A 17,937-nucleotide genomic window follows, 5' to 3' on the forward strand; every position below is an offset into this window, starting at 1 on the left:
GGTGGAGTGGTTGGCGTTGCTTCGGTGTCGTTCAGTCGGCGCGCAGTTGCCGCAGTGCCTGCTCGAAGGCCTCGCCGCCGCGCCGCAGGTCGGCGACGACGCGGCCGTCCTCGATGCGCAGCAGCCGGTCGGCGAGCGCGGCCTCGCGGCGCAGGTGGGTGGCGATCACGAGCGTGCGGCCCTCGGCATGGCGCGCGAGGCGCTGCAGCACGTCGTGCGCGACCGCGGCATCGAGCGCCTCGGTGGGCTCGTCGAGCAGCCACAGCGGCACCGGGCGGAGAAAGAGGCGCGCGAGCGCGAGGCGGCGCGACTGGCCGCCCGAGAGGCCGAGGCCGCCTTCGCCGAGGCGCGTGGACAGGCCGGACGACAGATGGCGCACGTCGTCGGCCAGGCCCGCGGCCTGCAGCACGGCCCACAGTTGTTCGTCGTCGGCGGCGGGATCGGCCAGCCGCAGGTTGTCGCGCAGCGTGTCCTCGAACAGCTCGGTGCGCTGGGTCAACAGGCAGCAGGGCAGCACGGCCACCTCGCCACGGCGCGGCGCGAGTTCGCCCGCTATCACCGAGAGCAGCGTGGACTTGCCGCTGCCGCTGGGGCCGACGATGGCGACGCGCTCGCCTTTGGCGATGGCCAGCGAGAGGCCTTCGATTGCGGGCACGGCGCTGGCGCGGTGGAAGGCATCGATCGTCGTGAGGCGCAGCGCGAGCGATGCGTCCTCGGGAAGCCGGGGCGCGGTGGGCGCGTCGTCCTGCGCCATGCGCGGTGCCAGGCGACGCACCGCGAGCCAGGTACGGCCCGCGTCGAGCGCGCCGCGGCGCAGCGCGGCGAAGGGTTCGAGCGCGGTGAGCGCCACCAGCAGCGCGAGCGCGGCAGCGGGTGCGCCGATCGCGCCCTCGCCCACCAGCGCCGCCACGGCGAGCAGCACGGCCACCAGCGTGAGCGTGCCCGCGCCGCCATAGGCCAGGCCGGCCGTGCTCTCGAGGCGGTTGAGCGCGAGGTCGGCGCGCGCCAGCCGGCGGTCGGCCGCGGCCAGCGCCTCGCGCTGCGCATCGAGGCGGCCGGCCATCGCGAGCTCGGTCTGGCCGGCCACCAGGTCGGCCGCGCGCTCGCGCAGGGTCTCGATGGCGCGGGCGCGCCGCAGGGCGGGACGGCGCGCGCGGCGCGACACCGCGAAGGCCAGGCCCCAGCCGACGGCCACGAGCCAGGCCGCGAGCGCCGCGCCCATCGCGGCGTGCATCGTACCGAGCACCACGCCGGCCAGCAGCGCGGCGCCGAGTGCGGCAGCGGCGGGCACCAGCAGGCGCAGGTAGAGCGATTCGAGCGCATCGATGTCGCTGGTGAGCCGGAACAGCAGGCGCGCGGGTCGCAGCGCCAGCGCGCGCGCCGCCTCGGCCCGAGCCCAGCCGCGGAACAGCCGCACGCGCAGCGCGGCCAGCGCGCCGAAGGTGGCGTCGTGCGTGACCAGCCGCTCGCCGTAGCGCGACGCGGTGCGACCCAGCGCCAGCAGCCGGATGCCGGCCGAGGGCGCGAACACGTCGAAGGTGAAGGCCGTGGCCGCATGCAGGCCCGCGAGCGCGGTGGCGGTGATGAACCAGCCCGAGAGGCCGAGCAGCGCCATGCCCGCGAGCACGGTCACGGCGGCCAGCAGCGCGCCCCAGCGCAAGGCGCGCGGCTGGGCCGCGAAGAAGGGGCGCAGCACCAGGCGCAATTCGCCCGCGTGACGGTGCGTGTTCGGCTTCATGCGGCCTTCTCCGTGGCATCGGCGCCGAGCTGCACGACGCGGTCCAGGCGCGCGGCCAGCGCGGGGTCGTGCGTCGCGACGATCATGGTGCGGCCGCGCGCGAGTGCGAGCAGCGCATCGGCCACGCGCCGCGCGGTCTCGGTGTCGAGGTGGGCGGTGGGCTCGTCGACCAGCAGCAGGTCGGCCTGCGGATGGACCGCGATGCGCGCCAGCGCGAGGCGCACGGCCTCGCCGCCCGACAGGCCCAGGCCGCCCTCGCCCAGCGCCGCGCCCGGATGCGCCTGCGCGACGTGCTCGAGCTGCGCGAAGCGCATCGCGGCCTCGACGCTGCCCGCGTCGAGCGCGCGGCCCAGCGCGACATTGGCGGCGACCGGGCCCGCGAATACGTGCGGCTTCTGGCCCATCCAGCCGATGCGCGCGCGCAGCGCGGCGGCCGTGCGGTCGTTCATCGGCACGCCGCCGATCAGGATCTCGCCGCGCTGCGCCGGCACCAGGCCCGCGAGCAGCGACAGCAGCGCGGTCTTGCCGGCACCGCTGGCGCCGGCCAGCGCGATGTGCTCGCCCGCGGCCACGCGCAGCTCACGGCCTTCGAACACGCGGTGCGGTTCGCCGGGCCAGGCGAAGTGCAGGTCGTGCACGACCACCGAGGGCGCGGCATTCAACGGCTGCATCGAGACCAGGTGCACGTCCGGCGCGTGGGCACCCGGCAGCGGCAGCGCCTCGCGCTGCAGGCCCTCGAGCGCCTCGAGCGCGGCCTCGCCCGCCGCGCGGTCGTGCCATACGGCCGAGAGTTCGCGCAGCGGTTCGAAGAAGGCCGGCGCGAGCAGCAGCACGAACAGGCCCTGGCCCAGGCTCAGCGGCCCGTTCCAGGTGCCGAAGCCCAGCGTGCCCAGCAGGTGGAAGCCGACGTAGACCGCCACCATCGCCACGCCCAGCGCCGAGAATAGCTCGAGCACGGCCGAGGACAGGAAGGCGATGCGCAGCACGGCCATGGTGCGTTCGCGCAGCGACTGCGCCGAGTCGGCGAGCCGCGCCGCGGTGGCATCGACCGCGCCGAGCGCGCGCAGGGTCGCGAGGCCGCGCAGGCGGTCGAGCAGGAAGGCGTTCATGCCGCCCATCTGCACCATCTGCGCCTCGCTGGCCGCCTTGGCGCGCCAGCCGACGATGGCCATGAACAGCGGGATCAGCGGCGCCGCGAACAGCAGCACCAGCGCCGCCACCCAGGTCTGGCTCGCGATCACGGCGAGGATCGCGAGCGGCACCACGGTGGCACGCCAGCGCGCGGGCTGGTAGCGCACCAGGTACGGCACCAGCGCCTCGGCCTGCTCGGCCAGCGCGCTCGCGGCCAGGCCCGAGGGCACGCGGCCGCGGTCGAGTGGCGAGGCACCGGCCAATGCCTCCGCGGCCTGGGCGCGCAAGTCCGAGAGCCGAGCGCGCGCCCGCCCGAAGGTGCGCCGCGCGCCCCAGGCTTCGCAGGCGGCACGCAGCCAGCCGAACAGGAGGATGCCGAGCGCGGGCCACAGCACCGCGGCCAGCCCGCCGCCATCGGCCAGCGCCTGCACCGCCCCCGCCAGCAGCGCCGCCTGCGGCAGCCACAACAGCGCGGCCGCGCCCTGCACCACGCCGCCGATCTCCGGCCGGGCCAGGGCACGCAGGGGTCGACGGTGGGCGGAAGGGTTCATCTGTTTTTGATTTCGTGAATTTTCAGTATTTACTGAAATTTCCACAATGATACCGAAAACCTGACCGGACAGCGAGCACGGCGAAGCCTGCCCGCTTCGCCGCACGGGCGCAAGTCAACGAAGGAACGCGTCCGGCCAGAACGGCCGGTAGGATCTCAGTGCGAGACGACGATGCCGCTGATCAGCAGCCCCGCGAACAGCGCGGCGACGGCGCGCCACGAGGCCGGCCGGGCCTCGACCCAGCGGTACAGCAGCGCCGCCGCGGCGATCGACAGGCCGAAGGTCGCGAGCATGCCGAGCCCGTCGATCCAGGGCGCGTGCGGCCCGAGCCGCACCACGGCGGCATTCACCGCGAGCAGCACCGGAAAGTGGATCAGGAACAGCGAATAGGACATGCGCCCCAGCCGCTGCAGCGCGACCGCCGCCAGCGGCCAGCGCGGCGGCGACAGCCATTGCCGCCGCTGCGCCACCGCGATCAGCAGCGCCGTGACCAGCGCGGTCGCGATGCGGCTGCGCCATTCGAGCGCCAGCGCGCCCGTGCCCAGCAGCAGCAGCAGCGCGATGGCGCTCTGCCAGGTGCTCGCGCGCGTGGCGCGGCCGATCCAGAACACCAACATGCCGAGGCCGTAGGCGCCGAAGAAATAGAAGGCGGTGTCGTCGAGCTCGGACTCGCGGTTGAACAACGCCAGCGATGCGACGGCCACGCCGAGCACCAGCGCGACCGCCAGCCAGCGCCGGCGCGCGGCTTCGCCGGGCCGCGCCAGTTGGTCCGCCGGAGGCGCGAGCAGCGCCGGCAGCCCGATCAGCGTGAGCGCCAGCGCGAACAGCTGGAAGTCGATCGCCACATACCAGACGCCGGTGGACAGTGCCTCGTAGCCCAGCAGGTCCTGCAGCAGCAGCCCGTGCGCGAGCAGCTGGCCGATGCTCGGCGAGGCCGGCACGAGCTCGGCGTCGAGCCAGGGCCGCACCGCGGCCGCCACCAGCACGCAGACGGTGAGCGCGGCGAGGTAGGGCATCACCAGTCGGCCGTAGCGCTGGAAGATGCGCACGAGCGGCCGGTCGATGCGCAGCAGCCCGTCGGGCGCGAGACTGGCCGCGGCCAGAAAGCCGGCGATCACCAGGAAGATCTGGACCGCGAGCCGCCCGTCGCTGGCCAGCCAGCCGAGGAAATCGGGCGCGAGCGACAACGCGCCCGCGGGCATCGGCCCGTAGCGCGAGAGGTGATGCCCGACGATCACCGCGCAGGCGAGCCCCTTGGCCGCGTCGAGCAGCGGCATGCGCTCCCGCCGCGCGGCGGGAGCAGGTGCGGCGCTCGCCGCCGGGGCCGGCAGGTCGTTCACGCTAGGAACGCGTTCTCAAAGCGCGAGCCGCTGGCGAGCCTCCTGGTATTCGCGCTTGAGCTTCTCGATGAAGACGCCGGCGCTCGAGACTTCGCTGATCGCGCCGATGCCCTGGCCCGAGCCCCAGATGTCCTTCCAGGCCTTGGCCTTGCTGCCCTCGCCGCCCGAGAAGCTCATGGTCTTCACGTCGCCTTCGGGCAGGTTCGCCGGGTCCATGCCGGCGTTGACGATGCTGGGCGCGAGGTAGTTGCCGTGCACGCCGGTGAACAGGCTCGAGTAGACGATGTCGTCCGAAGTGCCCTCGACGATGGCCTGCTTGTAGGCGTCGCTCGCGCGGGCCTCCTCGGTGGCGATGAAGGCGGTGCCGATGTAGGCGAAGTCGGCGCCCATGGCCTGCGCCGCGAGCACCGCGCCGCCGGTGGCGATCGAGCCCGACAGCGCGATCGGGCCGTCGAACCACTGGCGGATCTCCTGGATCAGCGCGAACGGGCTCTTGATGCCCGCATGGCCGCCGGCACCGGCCGCCACCGCGACGATGCCGTCGGCGCCCTTCTCGATCGCCTTCTGCGCGAACTTGTTGTTGATCACGTCGTGCAAGGTCACGCCGCCGTAGCTGTGGACCGCGTCGTTGACGTCGGTGCGCGCGCCCAGCGAGGTGATGACGATCGGCACCTTGTACTTCACGACCATCTCCATGTCGTGCTCGAGCCGGTCGTTGCTCTTGTGCACGATCTGGTTGATGGCGAAGGGCGCGGCGGGTTTGTCCGGGTTGGCCTTGTTATAGGCCGCGAGCTCCTCGGTGATCTCGATCAGCCACTCCTCGAGCTGCGCCGCGGGCCGCGCGTTGAGCGCCGGCATCGAGCCGACCACGCCGGCCTTGCATTGCGCGATCACGAGCTTGGGGTTGCTGATGATGAACAGCGGCGAGCCGATGATCGGCAGCGGCAGGTTCGCGAGCACGGGGGGCAGTTTCGACATGGTCGTTGTCTCAGGGGTTGTTGAATTCGGGAGCGGACAGCCGGACGCGGAGGACGCGAAGATTCCGCGAAGTGCGCAAAAGCAAAACCAAATTTTGATTTCTCTTTCGCGTCCTTTGCGTAACCTTTGCGACCTTCGCGTACGGAAGTCCGGATGTCAGAAAGCCTCGAGCGCCAGCGCGTTCACGCTCTCGGCACCGTCGACGATGCTGTCGCGCAGGCCCGGCGCCTTCGCGAGGATGTGCTCGGCATAGAAGCGCGCCGTGGTGATCTTGGCCTGCATGAAGTCGACGTCGACGTTGTGCGAGGCCTGGTCTTGCGCCACGATCGCCGAACGCGCGAGCTGCCAGCCGGCCACCAGGTTGCCCGCGAGCATCAGGTAGGGCACGCTGCCCGCGAACACCGCGTTGGGCGAGGCCTTGGTCTGGCCCGCGACGAAATCCACCACCTCGACGAAGGCCTCGCGCGCGGCCTTCAGGCGCTTGTGCACGGCCTTGGCGGCGGCGCTGTCGCTCTTCGCGAGCTCGGCCTCGGTCTTCTCGATCTGCGCGGCGATGGCCTTGGCGGTCTGGCCGCCGTCGCGCGCGGTCTTGCGGCCCACGAGGTCGTTGGCCTGGATCGCGGTCGTGCCTTCATAGATCGTGAGGATCTTCGCGTCACGGTAGTACTGCGCCGCGCCGGTCTCCTCGATGAAGCCCATGCCGCCGTGCACCTGCACGCCCAGCGAGGTCACCTCGAGGCTCATCTCGGTGCTGTAGCCCTTGACCAGCGGCACCATGAATTCGTAGAAGGCCTGGTTTTGCTTGCGCGCGTCGGCATCGGGATGGTGGTGCGCGGCGTCGTAGGCCGCGGCGGCCACGCTGGCCATGGCGCGGCAGCCTTCGGTGTAGGCGCGCATGGTCATCAGCATGCGCTTCACGTCGGGGTGATGGATGATCGCCGCGCTCGCGTTGATCGAGCCATCGACCGGGCGGCTCTGCACGCGCTCCCGGGCATAGGCCACGGCATGCTGGTAGGCGCGCTCGGCGATCGCGATGCCCTGCATGCCCACCGCATAGCGGGCCGAGTTCATCATGATGAACATGTACTCGAGGCCGCGGTTCTCCTGGCCCACGAGATAGCCGACGGCACCGCCGTGGTCGCCGTACTGCAGCACCGCGGTCGGCGAGGCCTTGATGCCCATCTTGTGCTCGATGCTCACGCAGTGCACGTCGTTGCGCGCGCCCGGCGAGCCGTCGGCGTTCAGCAGGAACTTCGGCACCACGAACAGGCTGATGCCCTTCACGCCCTCGGGCGCGCCGCTCACGCGCGCCAGCACGAGATGCACGATGTTCTCGGCCATGTCGTGCTCGCCGTAGGTGATGAAGATCTTGGTGCCGAAGACCTTGTAGGTACCGTCGGGCTGCGGCTCGGCGCGGCTGCGCACCAGTGCGAGGTCGCTGCCGGCCTGCGGCTCGGTGAGGTTCATCGTGCCGGTCCACTGGCCGCTCACGAGCTTCTCGAGGTAGGTGGCCTTGAGCTCGTCGGAGCCCGCGGTCAGCAGCGCCTCGATGGCGCCGTCGCTCAGCAGCGGGCACAGCGCGAAGCTCATGTTGGCCGAATTCAGCATCTCGCCGCAGGCCGCGCCGATGGTCTTGGGCAGGCCCTGGCCGCCGAAATCGGCCGGATGCTGCAGGCCCTGCCAGCCGCCCGACACGTACTGCGCGAAGGCTTCCTTGAAGCCGGCCGTGGTCGTGACCTCGCCGTCCTTGAACGACGAGGGATTGCGGTCGCCCGCGACGTTGAGCGGCGCGATCACGTCCTGGTTGAAGCGCGCGCATTCCTCGAGCACGGCCTGCGCGGTCTCGAGGCCGGCGTCCTCGAAGCCGGGCAGCCTGGCGATCTCGCCGATGTTGGCCAGGTGCTCGATGTCGAACAGCATGTCCTTGAGGGGGGCGGTGTAGCTCATCTCATGTCTCCCGATACTGCGGATGTGAAAAGGGCATCGCGAACGATGCCCTCTGGCTCAATGCAATGGCGCGATCAGAGCGCCTTGACCAGTTCAGGCACGGCCGTGAACAGGTCGGCCACGAGGCCGTAGTCGGCCACCGAGAAGATCGGCGCTTCCTCGTCCTTGTTGATCGCGACGATCACCTTGGAGTCCTTCATGCCGGCCAGATGCTGGATCGCACCCGAGATGCCCGCGGCGATGTACAGCTGCGGCGCGACGATCTTGCCGGTCTGGCCCACTTGCCAGTCGTTGGGTGCATAGCCCGCGTCGACGGCGGCGCGGCTGGCGCCCAGGCCCGCGTTGAGCTTGTCGGCCAGCGGGGCCATCACTTCGGTGAACTTCTCGGCGCTGCCCAGCGCGCGGCCGCCCGAGACGATGATCTTGGCTGCCGTCAGTTCGGGGCGCTCGCTCTTCGTGACTTCTCGGCCGACGAAGCTGCTCTTGCCGCTGTCGGCCACGCCTTCGGCGGTTTCGATCGCTGCGCTGCCACCGGTGGCGGCGGCTGCATCGAAGCCGGTGGTGCGAACGGTGATGACCTTGGTCGCATCGCTGCTCTGCACGGTGGCAATGGCGTTGCCGGCATAGATCGGACGCTCGAAGGTGTCAGGGCTGTCGACCTTGGTGATGTCGCTGATCTGCGCGACGTCGAGCTTGGCGGCCACGCGCGGCGCGACGTTCTTGCCGTTGGCGGTCGAGGGGAACAGGATGTGGCTGTAGTTGCCGGCGATCGCGAGGACCTGCGCCGCGACGTTCTCAGCGAGGTTCTCGGCGAGGCTGGCGCTGTCGGCCGCGATGACCTTGGTGACGCCAGCGATCTGGGCAGCGGCCTTGGCGGCTTCTGCCGCGTTGGCACCGGCCACGAGCACGTGGACGTCGCCACCGCAGGCGAGCGCCGCAGTCACGGTGTTGAGGGTGGCCGGCTTGATGCTGGCGTGGTCGTGTTCGGCAATGACGAGTGCGGTCATGTTCGTTGTCTTCCTCAGATCACTTTGGCTTCGTTCTTCAGCTTGTCCACCAGGGTCGCCACATCGGGCACCTTGATGCCGGCACCGCGCTTCGGCGGCTCCGAGACCTTCAGCGTCTTCAGCCGCGGCTTGACGTCCACGCCCAGGTCCTCGGGCTTGAAGGTGTCGAGCTGCTTCTTCTTGGCCTTCATGATGTTGGGCAGCGTGACGTAGCGCGGCTCGTTCAGGCGCAGGTCGGTCGTGATGACGGCCGGCAGCGTGAGCGAGACGGTCTCGAGGCCGCCGTCGACTTCGCGGGTCACGTTGGCCTTGTCGCCGGCGACTTCGACCTTGCTCGCGAAGGTGGCTTGCGGCAGGTCGGCCAGCGCAGCCAGCATCTGGCCGGTCTGGTTGGCATCGTCGTCGATGGCCTGCTTGCCCAGGATGATCAGCTGCGGCTGTTCCTTGTCGACCAGCGCCTTGAGCAGCTTGGCGACGGCCAGCGGCTGCAGCTCTTCCGAGGTTTCGACCAGGATGCCGCGGTCGGCGCCGATGGCCATCGCGGTGCGCAGGGTTTCCTGCGACTTGGCGTCGCCGCACGAGACGGCGATGACCTCGGTCACCACGCCCTTCTCCTTCAGGCGCACGGCCTCTTCGACGGCGATCTCGTCGAAGGGGTTCATGCTCATCTTGACGTTGGCGATGTCCACGCCCGTGCCGTCGCTCTTGACGCGCACCTTCACGTTGTAGTCGACGACCCGTTTGACAGGCACAAGAACCTTCATTGACTTGACTCCATTGGGATTGCAAAAAGGGGGCTTCGAGAGCAACCGGTCATTCTAGGACGCGACCTTTGCCGTCTCTGATCTGATTCCGATTCACGCCGCGGGGCGAAAAAAGAACGGTCGTGCTTTTCCTCGATTATAGAGCAGCGTCCGCCGGCGGAGAAATCCCGGGCGGCAGCGATTCGACGCGCAGAACGCGCTGCGGATAGGGAATGTCGATCTTCGCGGCGCGCAGGCCGTCGAGGATCGCGACGTTGATCGCCGAGCGCAGGTTGTCCTTGCCCTTGTCGGGATCGGCAACCCAGAAGTTCAGCGTGAGCTCCAGCCCGTCGGGCGCGAAATTCATCAGGAAGGCCACCGGCGCCGGGTCGGTCATCACGCGCGGCTGGGCCTTGGCGGCGTCGCAGAGGATCGCCTGCACCTGCGCCACGTCGCTCTCGTAGCCGACCACGATGCTGGTCGTGATGTTGAACTTGCGGTCCGCGATCGAGAGGTTCTCCACGCGCGAGGTGATCAGCGATTCGTTCGGCACGATCGCCTCGCGGCCGTTGCCGGCGCGAATCAGCGTGTAGCGGGTCTTGATGTCGGTGATGCGACCCTCGAAGGTATCGACCTTGACGTTGTCGCCGATGCGGATCGAGCGCTCGAGCAGGATCACGAAGCCGCTCACGTAGTTGGCCGCCAGCTTCTGCAGGCCGAAGCCCAGGCCGACGCCGAGCGCGCCGCCGAGCACCGACAGCGCCGTGAGGTCCACGCCCACCGCCGACAGCGCGAACAGCAGGCCTACCAGCAGCAGCAGCGCGCGCACCGCGTTCGAGGCCACCTTGCGCATCGACAGGTCGGTGACGGCCTCGCGCAGGATGCGCTTCTCGATCGTCGAGGCGATCCACAGCGCGATCACCAGCACCAGGCCCGCTGACAGCGCGCCCTGGATGATGGTCTGCAGGCTCACCCGGGTCTTGCCGAAGGCCAGCGTGATGTCGTCGAGCTCGGCCAGCACCGGCGGCAGCAGGCCGATGATCCAGAGCACGGCCGCGCCCCAGGCCAGCCACGAGATGGTGCGCTCGAGCAGCCGCACGAGGTTGGAGGCCGGGAACACGGCGCGCAGCACGCGCGCGAACAGCCGGATCACGGCGAGCGACAGGAACACCGAGACGCCGATGCGCAGCACCAGGATGGTCTGGTACTCGGACACCAGCCGCCGCGCGAGCTCGGCGAACACCAGCGCCATCAGCGGGAACAGCACGCCGTCGAAGGTGCGCTCGCCGAACCAGATCGAGTCCTTGGGCTGGTCGCGCCCGAACCAGCGGCAGATGCACCAGGCCAGGGCGATGCAGGCGGCCAGCGCGGCCAGCTCGATGGCGATGCCGCGCGCATCGACCTGCGCGAGTCGTTGGGTGAAGTCGTTGAAGTTCATGTCAGCGGGTTCGGCAGGAACACGGGATCGGGCAGCCGAACGCAGAAGTCGCGAAGGTTCCGCAGAAGTCGCAGAAGGAAATCAGAAATCTTCCTGGATCCTTCTGCGACCTCTGCGCCGTTTTGTCTTTCTTCTGCGTTCGGTTGCCCGATTCCGAATTTTTCAGAGCTCGGCCAGCACGCGGATGTGCGCTTCCACGCTGCGCGCGAGCGCGTCGAGGTTGTAGCCGCCCTCGAGCATCGAGACGATGCGTCCGCGCGCATGGCGGCGCGCCACGTCGCGGATGCGGTCGGTGATCCAGGCGAAGTCGTTCTCGTTGAGACCGAGCTGCCCGAGATCGTCTTCCCGGTGCGCATCGAAACCCGCGCTCACGAACACCATCTGCGGCCGGAACGCCTCAAGCCGGGGCATCCAGATCGCCTCGATCATCTCGCGCACGTCCATGCCCTTGGTGTAGGCCGGGATCGGCAGGTTGAGCATGTTCGACGCCGGATGCTCGGTGCCGCTGTAGGGATAGAACGGGTGCTGGAAGAAGCCGACCATCAGCACGCGCGGGTCGTCCGACAGGATGTTCTCGGTGCCGTTGCCGTGGTGCACGTCGAAGTCGACCACGGCCACGCGGTCGAAGCCGTGCACCTCGAGCGCATGGCGCGCCGCGATCGCGACGTTGTTGAGGAAGCAGAAGCCCATCGCCTGCTCGCGGCAGGCATGGTGGCCGGGCGGCCGCACGGCGCAGAAGGCGTTCTCGACCTCGCCGGCGATCACCGCGTCGGTGGCGGCGATGGCCGCCCCGGCGGCGCGCCGGGCCGCCAGCAGCGTGAAGCGGTTGAGCGCGGTGTCGGGATCGATGTGCGCATGGTCGGGGCCGCCAACCGGCTCGTCGGCCACCAGCCGCTGGTGCAGCGCCTCGAGGTACTCGACGTGTTCGGTGCTGTGCGCCCGGGTGATCTGCGGCAGCGTGGCCAGCGGGACGTCGCGCCGCTCGAGCGCGTCGCCGACGCCGGTGGCGAGCAGCCGGTCCTCGATGGCATCCAGGCGCTCGGGGCATTCGGGATGACCCCGGCCCATGTCGTGCTTCCAGCAGTCGCGATGAGTGAAGTAACCGGTCTTGCCCATGTCTCGGTGTCGCGTCTAGACCTCACGCGGCGCGGGGCTGCCGGGTCTTACGGTATCGTTTGCATATGGATACAAATATGGACATTGCCGCGAAGCTTGCCACTTTGCTGAGCCAGCTTAACACGGTGATCGTGGGCAAGGAGGCCCAGGTGCGCGACTGCGTGGCCTGCCTGCTGGCCGGCGGCCACCTGCTGATCGAGGACGTGCCCGGGGTCGGCAAGACCACCCTGGCCCATGCGCTCTCGCACACCTTCGGGCTGCAGTTCTCGCGCGTGCAGTTCACGGCCGACCTGATGCCGGGAGACCTCTCGGGCGTGGCGATCTACGACCGCGGCCAGCAGGCCTTCGTGTTCCATCCGGGCCCGATCTTCTCGCAGGTGCTTTTGGCCGACGAGATCAACCGCGCCAGCCCCAAGACCCAGAGCGCGCTGCTCGAGGCGATGGAGGAGAAGCAGGTGACGATCGAGGGCGAGACCCGCCCCCTGCCCACCCCCTTCTTCGTGATCGCCACGCAGAACCCGCAGGACCAGCTCGGCACCTTCGCGCTGCCCGAGTCGCAGCTCGACCGCTTCCTGATGCGCATCTCGCTCGGCTACCCCGACCGCGCGGCCGAGCGCCAGCTGCTGGCCGGCATCGACCGCCGCGAGATGCTGGCCACCCTGCCCGCGCTGCTCACGCCCGGCGAGCTGACCGCGCTGCAGCAGCGCGTGCAGCAGGTGCACGCGGCCGAGCCGCTCTTGAACTACGTGCAGGACCTGATCGCCGCCACCCGCTCGGGCCGCTGGTTCCTGCAGGGCCTGTCGCCGCGCGCCGGCATCGCCGTGCTGCGCGCCGCCAAGGCCCAGGCCCTGCTCGCCAACCGCCACTACGTCGCGCCCGACGACGTGCAGGCCGTGCTGCCGCAGACCGTGGCGCACCGCCTCACGCCGGTCGGCGATGCCGGCCGCGGCGCGGTCGAGCAGGTGCGGGCGATGATCGCGGCGGTGCCGCTGCCGTGAACGCCCTCGGCGCCATCCGCTCGCGCATCGACGGCTGGTTCCTCTCGCGCCGGCCGCCGTCGGACACGCTCGAGCTCACGCAGCGCAACGTCTACATCGTGCCCACGCGCGCCGGCTGGACCCTGGCGCTCACGCTGCTGGTGCTGCTGGTGGCGTCGATCAACTACCAGCTCAACCTCGGCTACCTGCTCACCTTCCTGCTCGCGGGCAGCGTGGCGGTGGGCATGCACGTGTGCCACGGCACCTTGCGCGGGCTGGCGATGCACCTGATGCCGCCCGATGCGCACTACGCGGGGAGCGCGGCGGTGTTCCGGGTGGTGCTGCACAACGCGCGGCGCGGGGTGCGCTACGGGATCGGGATGGCGGTGCGCGGCAGCGGGCAATGGGCGTGGACCGACGTGCCGGCGCAGAGCAGTTCGACGGTGGAGATCGCTTTTCTGCCGGAGCGAAGGGGGTTGCATCCGGTGCCTGCGTTGACGGCGGAGACGCGGTTTCCGCTGGGCACCTTTCGGGTGTGGACGGTGTGGCGGCCTGCGTCGCAGATGCTGGTGTATCCGGCGCCTGAACTGCATCCGCCGCCTTTGCCTGCCGGTGAACCGTTGTCGGGGTCTGCGGCTGTTTCTTCCGTCGTGCGGTCTCTGGGGGCTGGGGAGTATGACGGGGTGCGGGCCTATCGGCGCGGGGATCCGCTGAAGCTGGTGGTCTGGAAGAAGGCGGCGCAGGCGTTGGCTGCGGGGTCCGAGGAGTTCGTGAGTCGCGATGCTCAGCAGACGCAACGCGAGGAGCTTTGGCTGGATGCGCAGGCTACTGGGCTGGCCGATGGTGAAGGACGGGTTTCTCGGTTGTGTGCCTGGGTGTTGATGGCGGATCGGTTGGGGGTGGACTATGGGGTTCGGGTTGGGAGGCGCGTGTTGAAGCCTTCGCAAGGGGAGGCACATCGGAGGGCTTGTCTGGAGATGCTGGCTCTATGCTGAATGTGTTTGGCTTTGCTGAGGCTGTTGGCCGGGTCTCGCCCCGGCGGGCGACTTACTTTTCTTGTCTCGCTGTATGGACCGGGCACATGGTGGACAGGTGTGCGAGGACATGGTGGACACCATCGGGCATATCGCCCGATCGGAAGACGACCATGCCCTGGAGCACCCGAGACACCATGAGCCTGAGAGAAGAGTTCGTTGCCCTGGCACGCCAGGAAGGCGCCAACCGGCGTGAGCTGTGCCGGCGTTTCGGCATCAGCCCACAGACCGGCTACAAATGGCTCGCACGCAGCGCTACGCTGGGTGCCGCCGGCCTGGGCGATGCCAGTCGCCGCCCGCACCACAGCCCCGGCGAGACCTCGCCCGAACTTCAACAATCCATCGTCTCGCTGCGCCAGCAGCACCCTGCCTGGGGCGCACGCAAGCTCGCACGGCGCCTGAGCGACCTCGGACAGGGTTGCCTGGCTCCGAGCACCGTCAACTCCATCCTCAAGCGCCACGGCCTCATCAGCGCCCAGGCCAGCAGTGCGGCCACCGCCTGGCAGCGCTTCGAGCACGAGGCGCCCAACAGCCTCTGGCAGATCGACTTCAAGGGCTACGTGTCCACCGCAGCGGGGCCCTGCCATCCGCTGACGCTGCTGGACGACCACTCTCGCTACAACCTGGCCCTGCGCGCCTGTGCCCGCCAGCAAACGGCCAGCGTGAAGGAGCAGTTGCAGGACGTCTTCTCCCGCTACGGTCTGCCGGTGCGCATCAATGCGGACAACGGCGCGCCCTGGGGCAGTCCGCGCGAGCCGGGCCAGCTCAGCGAACTCGCGCTGTGGCTCATCCGCCTGGGCGTGCGGGTGAGCTTCAGCAGCCCCTATCACCCGCAGACCAACGGCAAGGACGAGCGCTTCCATCGCAGCCTGAAGGCGGAGTTGCTGGCCGGGCGCAGCTTCCAGGATCTGGCGCAGGCACAGCAGCAGTTCGATCGCTGGAGGCGTATCTACAACCATGAGCGCCCGCACCAGGCGCTGGGCATGAACACCCCGGCGAGCCGGTATCGCGCCAGCGAGAGGGCCTATTCGAGGACGCTGCCACCGCTCGAGTACGGCCCGAACGACACGGTGGTGAAGGTCGGCTGGCTGGGGGAGGTGCGCTTCAAGAGCAAGCGCTTCAAGGTGTCCGCAGCACTTAAGGACCACGAGATCGCGCTGCGCGCGCAGCCCGGGCGAGAGGGCTGCTACGACGTCTACTTCGTGCACCACAAGCTGCGCGAGATCGACCTGCGCGAGGCCTGAGCCACCATGCAGAATGTGTCCACCATGTCCTCGCACATGTGTCACCCATGTCTCCGGTCCATACATCTCGCCAAGAAAAGTAAGCAAAAGAAGGCGACCCCGCTGTCTGTGTCCCTCCGCTTCGCTACGGGCAACCTGCGGTGCTCGGAGAAAGCGGGGGTCCGCAGAACTCGCTCCACTTCGTTGCGCTCAGACAGCTGCGGCCCTTATCCCGCTTTCTCCTGCGCTCCTCGGCACAGCCAGAGGGGACTAGGGTCAACGCGCCGTGGCGCGTCCTTGTGTGGGGTTGGGAATTGCGAAGGCCCTGGGTCTTCTTTCACCTGGGCCGAGCGAAGCGACGGCCCGTTGGGCTTCCCGGGCCGAGCGCAGCGATGGCCCGACCCACCCCTCTGGCTGCGCCGAGGAGCGCAGCGTTTCGCGGATAAGGGCTCGCAGCTGTCTGAGCGCAGCGCAGCGGAGCGAGTTCTGCGAGACCCCGCGAAACGCGAGCACCGCAGGTTGCCCCGTAGCGCAGCGAAGGGGTCGCAGACAGTGGGTCGCCTTTTCTTTGGTTACTTTCTTTTGGCGAAGCAAAAGAAAGTGACTCGCCCGCCGGGGCGAGACCCGGCCAACAGCCTAAAAAAGAAGAGCTCCCAATGAAGAAGCTCACGATGGCCACATTGCCAAGAGACGCAAGAGACACCCTCTTTCTCCTGGCAGTCATAGCCCTCATCATCCTCCCCCAGGCAGACACCCTCCCCTGGTGGTGCACCACCCTCACCACAGCAGTCCTGATCTGGCGCGGCACCCTCGCCATCCAATCCCGACCCCTCCCCTCCCGCTGGTGGCGCATCGCCCTGCTCGTGGTGACAGTCGCCGCCACCTTCGCCACCCACCGCACCCTGCTCGGCCGCGACGCCGGCGTCACCCTGGTCGTGATCCTGCTCGCGCTCAAGACGCTCGAACTGCGCGCGCGCCGCGACGCCTTCGTCGTCTTCTTCCTGGGCTTCTTCGCGATGCTCACGAACTTCTTCTACTCGCAGTCGCTCGCCACCGCGGCCATGATGCTGCTCGCGCTGCTGGGCCTGCTGACCGCACTGGTCAATGCCCACATGCCGGTGGGCCGGCCGCCGCTCGCACAGGCCGCGCGCACCGCGGGCTGGATGGCGCTCGCGGGCGCGCCGATCATGTTCGCGCTGTTCCTGCTGTTCCCGCGCTTCGCGCCGCTGTGGGGCACGCCGACGGACGCGATGGCCGGGCGCAGCGGGCTGTCGAACACGATGCGCGTGGGCACCATCGCCGAGCTCGCGCTCGACGGCCGCGTGGCGGCACGCATCAAGTTCGACGGCGACCGCGCGCCGCCGCAGAGCCAGCTCTATTTCCGCGGCCCGGTGCTCGCGCAGTTCGATGGCCGCGAATGGACCGCGCTGCCATCCTGGCGCCGCGGCGCGGGCGGCTCCGAGCTGCGCACCAGCGGCGAGCCGCTGGGCTACGAGGTCACGCTCGAGCCCAGCAACCGCCCGTGGCTGCTCACGCTCGACGCCGCGCCGCGCGCGCCCGCGCTGCCGGGCTACGAGGTCACGGGCAGTTCGGACCTGCAATGGTTCGTGAACCGGCCTCTGTCGGACCTGGTGCGCTACCGCGCCCAGAGCTACACGCGCTTCGAGAGCGGCCCGGTCGCCAGCGCCAACAGCCTGCGCGCCTACCTCGCGCTGCCGCCCGCGTCGAACCCGCGCACCGCGGCGCTCGCGCGCGAGATGCTCGCCGACCCGGCGCTGGCCGGCGCCGCCACGCCCGCGCTCGTGCAGGCGGTGCTGCGGCGGCTGCGCACCGGCGGCTACAGCTACACGCTCGAGCCCGGCGTCTACGGCAACGACACCGCCGACGAGTTCTGGTTCGACCGCAAGGAAGGCTTCTGCGAGCACATCGCCTCTGCCTTCGTGGTGCTGATGCGCGGCATGGACGTGCCGGCGCGCATCGTCACGGGCTACCAGGGCGGCGAGCTCAACGGCATCGACGGCTACTGGGTGCTGCGCCAGAGCGATGCCCATGCCTGGGCCGAGGTCTGGGAAGCCGGCAAGGGCTGGGTGCGCGTCGACCCCACCGGCGCGGTGGCACCGGGCCGCGTCGGCCAGTCGATGCGGCTCGTGCAGCCGCCGGGCCTGTTCGCGGGCGCGGTCATCGCGATGAGCCCGACCTTCGCGCAGAACCTGCGCGCGGCCTGGGAGGCCGTCAACAACGGCTGGAACCAGTGGGTGCTCAACTACACGCAGAGCCGCCAGCTCGACCTGCTGAAGAACATCGGCTTCACGGCACCGAGCCTCGAGGACCTGGCCTACGTGCTGCTCTACCTGCTGGTGGGCGCGAGCCTGGCCGGCGCGCTCTGGACGCTGTGGGAACGCAGCCAGCACGATCCCTGGCTGCGCCTGCTCGGCCGAGCGCGCGCGCGGCTCGCGAAAGCCGGCCTCGCCGTGCCCGGCACCGCGCCGCCGCGCCAGATGGCGGCGCTGGCCGAGGCCTTCTTCGGCACCGATGAAAGCGCGCCGCTGCGCGACTGGCTGCTGAAGCTCGAAGCCCAGCGCTATGCACCGGCCGGCCCCGGGACGCTGGCCGCGCTGCGCGCCGAGTTCCGCCGCCTGCCATGGCCCGCGCGCAAGGCCGGGCCCGCACTACTGCAGCCCGGCTGAACGCAACCACATGTGTCGCCCGCCGGC

General features: G+C 69.7%; 13 protein-coding genes. 4 read left to right on the forward strand and 9 right to left on the reverse strand.

Annotated features, from left to right (window positions below; genetic code table 11):
- Nucleotides 1-31: 31 nt before the first annotated feature.
- From AC1HIL_RS24710 to AC1HIL_RS24750, 9 genes are all read right to left on the reverse strand, one after another.
- The gene (locus AC1HIL_RS24710; protein WP_479670259.1) at nt 32-1,738 is read right to left on the reverse strand and encodes an amino acid ABC transporter ATP-binding/permease protein; all 1,707 of its coding nucleotides are present in this window, start codon (nt 1,736-1,738) and stop codon (nt 32-34) included.
- Nucleotides 1,735-3,420, reverse strand: coding sequence for a thiol reductant ABC exporter subunit CydD (gene cydD, locus AC1HIL_RS24715; RefSeq protein WP_479670260.1), 1,686 nt, complete (start codon nt 3,418-3,420; stop codon nt 1,735-1,737). The genes AC1HIL_RS24710 and cydD overlap by 4 nt, the downstream gene beginning before the upstream one ends.
- A gap of 155 nt (nt 3,421-3,575) precedes the next feature.
- Nucleotides 3,576-4,697, reverse strand: a complete 1,122-nt coding sequence (locus AC1HIL_RS24720) for an acyltransferase family protein (protein ID WP_479672439.1) — start codon at nt 4,695-4,697, stop codon at nt 3,576-3,578.
- A 78-nt stretch (nt 4,698-4,775) separates the two neighbouring features.
- Nucleotides 4,776-5,738 carry an NAD(P)H-dependent flavin oxidoreductase gene (locus AC1HIL_RS24725; RefSeq protein ID WP_057595808.1) on the reverse strand — a complete coding sequence of 321 codons (963 nt, stop codon included), beginning with the start codon at nt 5,736-5,738 and terminating at the stop codon, nt 4,776-4,778.
- 156 nt (nt 5,739-5,894) lie between these two features.
- Nucleotides 5,895-7,685, reverse strand: coding sequence for an acyl-CoA dehydrogenase (locus AC1HIL_RS24730; RefSeq protein WP_479670261.1), 1,791 nt, complete (start codon nt 7,683-7,685; stop codon nt 5,895-5,897).
- Between the two features lie 74 nt (nt 7,686-7,759).
- Nucleotides 7,760-8,692 carry an electron transfer flavoprotein subunit alpha/FixB family protein gene (locus AC1HIL_RS24735; protein ID WP_479670262.1) on the reverse strand — a complete coding sequence of 311 codons (933 nt, stop codon included), beginning with the start codon at nt 8,690-8,692 and terminating at the stop codon, nt 7,760-7,762.
- 14 nt (nt 8,693-8,706) lie between these two features.
- Complete coding sequence (locus tag AC1HIL_RS24740) at nt 8,707-9,456, reverse strand: electron transfer flavoprotein subunit beta/FixA family protein (RefSeq protein ID WP_203201717.1); 750 nt, start codon at nt 9,454-9,456, stop codon at nt 8,707-8,709.
- 136 nt (nt 9,457-9,592) lie between these two features.
- A complete protein-coding gene (locus AC1HIL_RS24745) occupies nt 9,593-10,873 on the reverse strand; it encodes a mechanosensitive ion channel family protein (RefSeq protein WP_479670263.1) in 1,281 nt (426 codons plus the stop codon).
- A 162-nt stretch (nt 10,874-11,035) separates the two neighbouring features.
- Nucleotides 11,036-11,989 carry a histone deacetylase family protein gene (locus AC1HIL_RS24750; RefSeq protein ID WP_057597888.1) on the reverse strand — a complete coding sequence of 318 codons (954 nt, stop codon included), beginning with the start codon at nt 11,987-11,989 and terminating at the stop codon, nt 11,036-11,038.
- Nucleotides 11,990-12,066: 77 nt separating this feature from the next.
- On the opposite strand from AC1HIL_RS24750, the gene AC1HIL_RS24755 reads away from it, so the two are divergent.
- From AC1HIL_RS24755 to AC1HIL_RS24770, 4 genes are all read left to right on the forward strand, one after another.
- Nucleotides 12,067-12,987 carry an AAA family ATPase gene (locus AC1HIL_RS24755; protein ID WP_479670264.1) on the forward strand — a complete coding sequence of 307 codons (921 nt, stop codon included), beginning with the start codon at nt 12,067-12,069 and terminating at the stop codon, nt 12,985-12,987.
- A complete protein-coding gene (locus AC1HIL_RS24760) occupies nt 12,984-13,961 on the forward strand; it encodes a DUF58 domain-containing protein (protein WP_479670265.1) in 978 nt (325 codons plus the stop codon). The genes AC1HIL_RS24755 and AC1HIL_RS24760 overlap by 4 nt, the downstream gene beginning before the upstream one ends.
- Nucleotides 13,962-14,113: 152 nt before the next feature.
- A complete protein-coding gene (locus tag AC1HIL_RS24765) occupies nt 14,114-15,244 on the forward strand; it encodes an IS481 family transposase (protein ID WP_479670266.1) in 1,131 nt (376 codons plus the stop codon).
- A 635-nt stretch (nt 15,245-15,879) separates the two neighbouring features.
- Complete coding sequence (locus AC1HIL_RS24770; protein WP_479670267.1) at nt 15,880-17,910, forward strand: transglutaminase TgpA family protein; 2,031 nt, start codon at nt 15,880-15,882, stop codon at nt 17,908-17,910.
- Nucleotides 17,911-17,937 lie beyond the last annotated feature (27 nt).

This window comes from Variovorax sp. ISS6 (assembly GCF_056523145.1).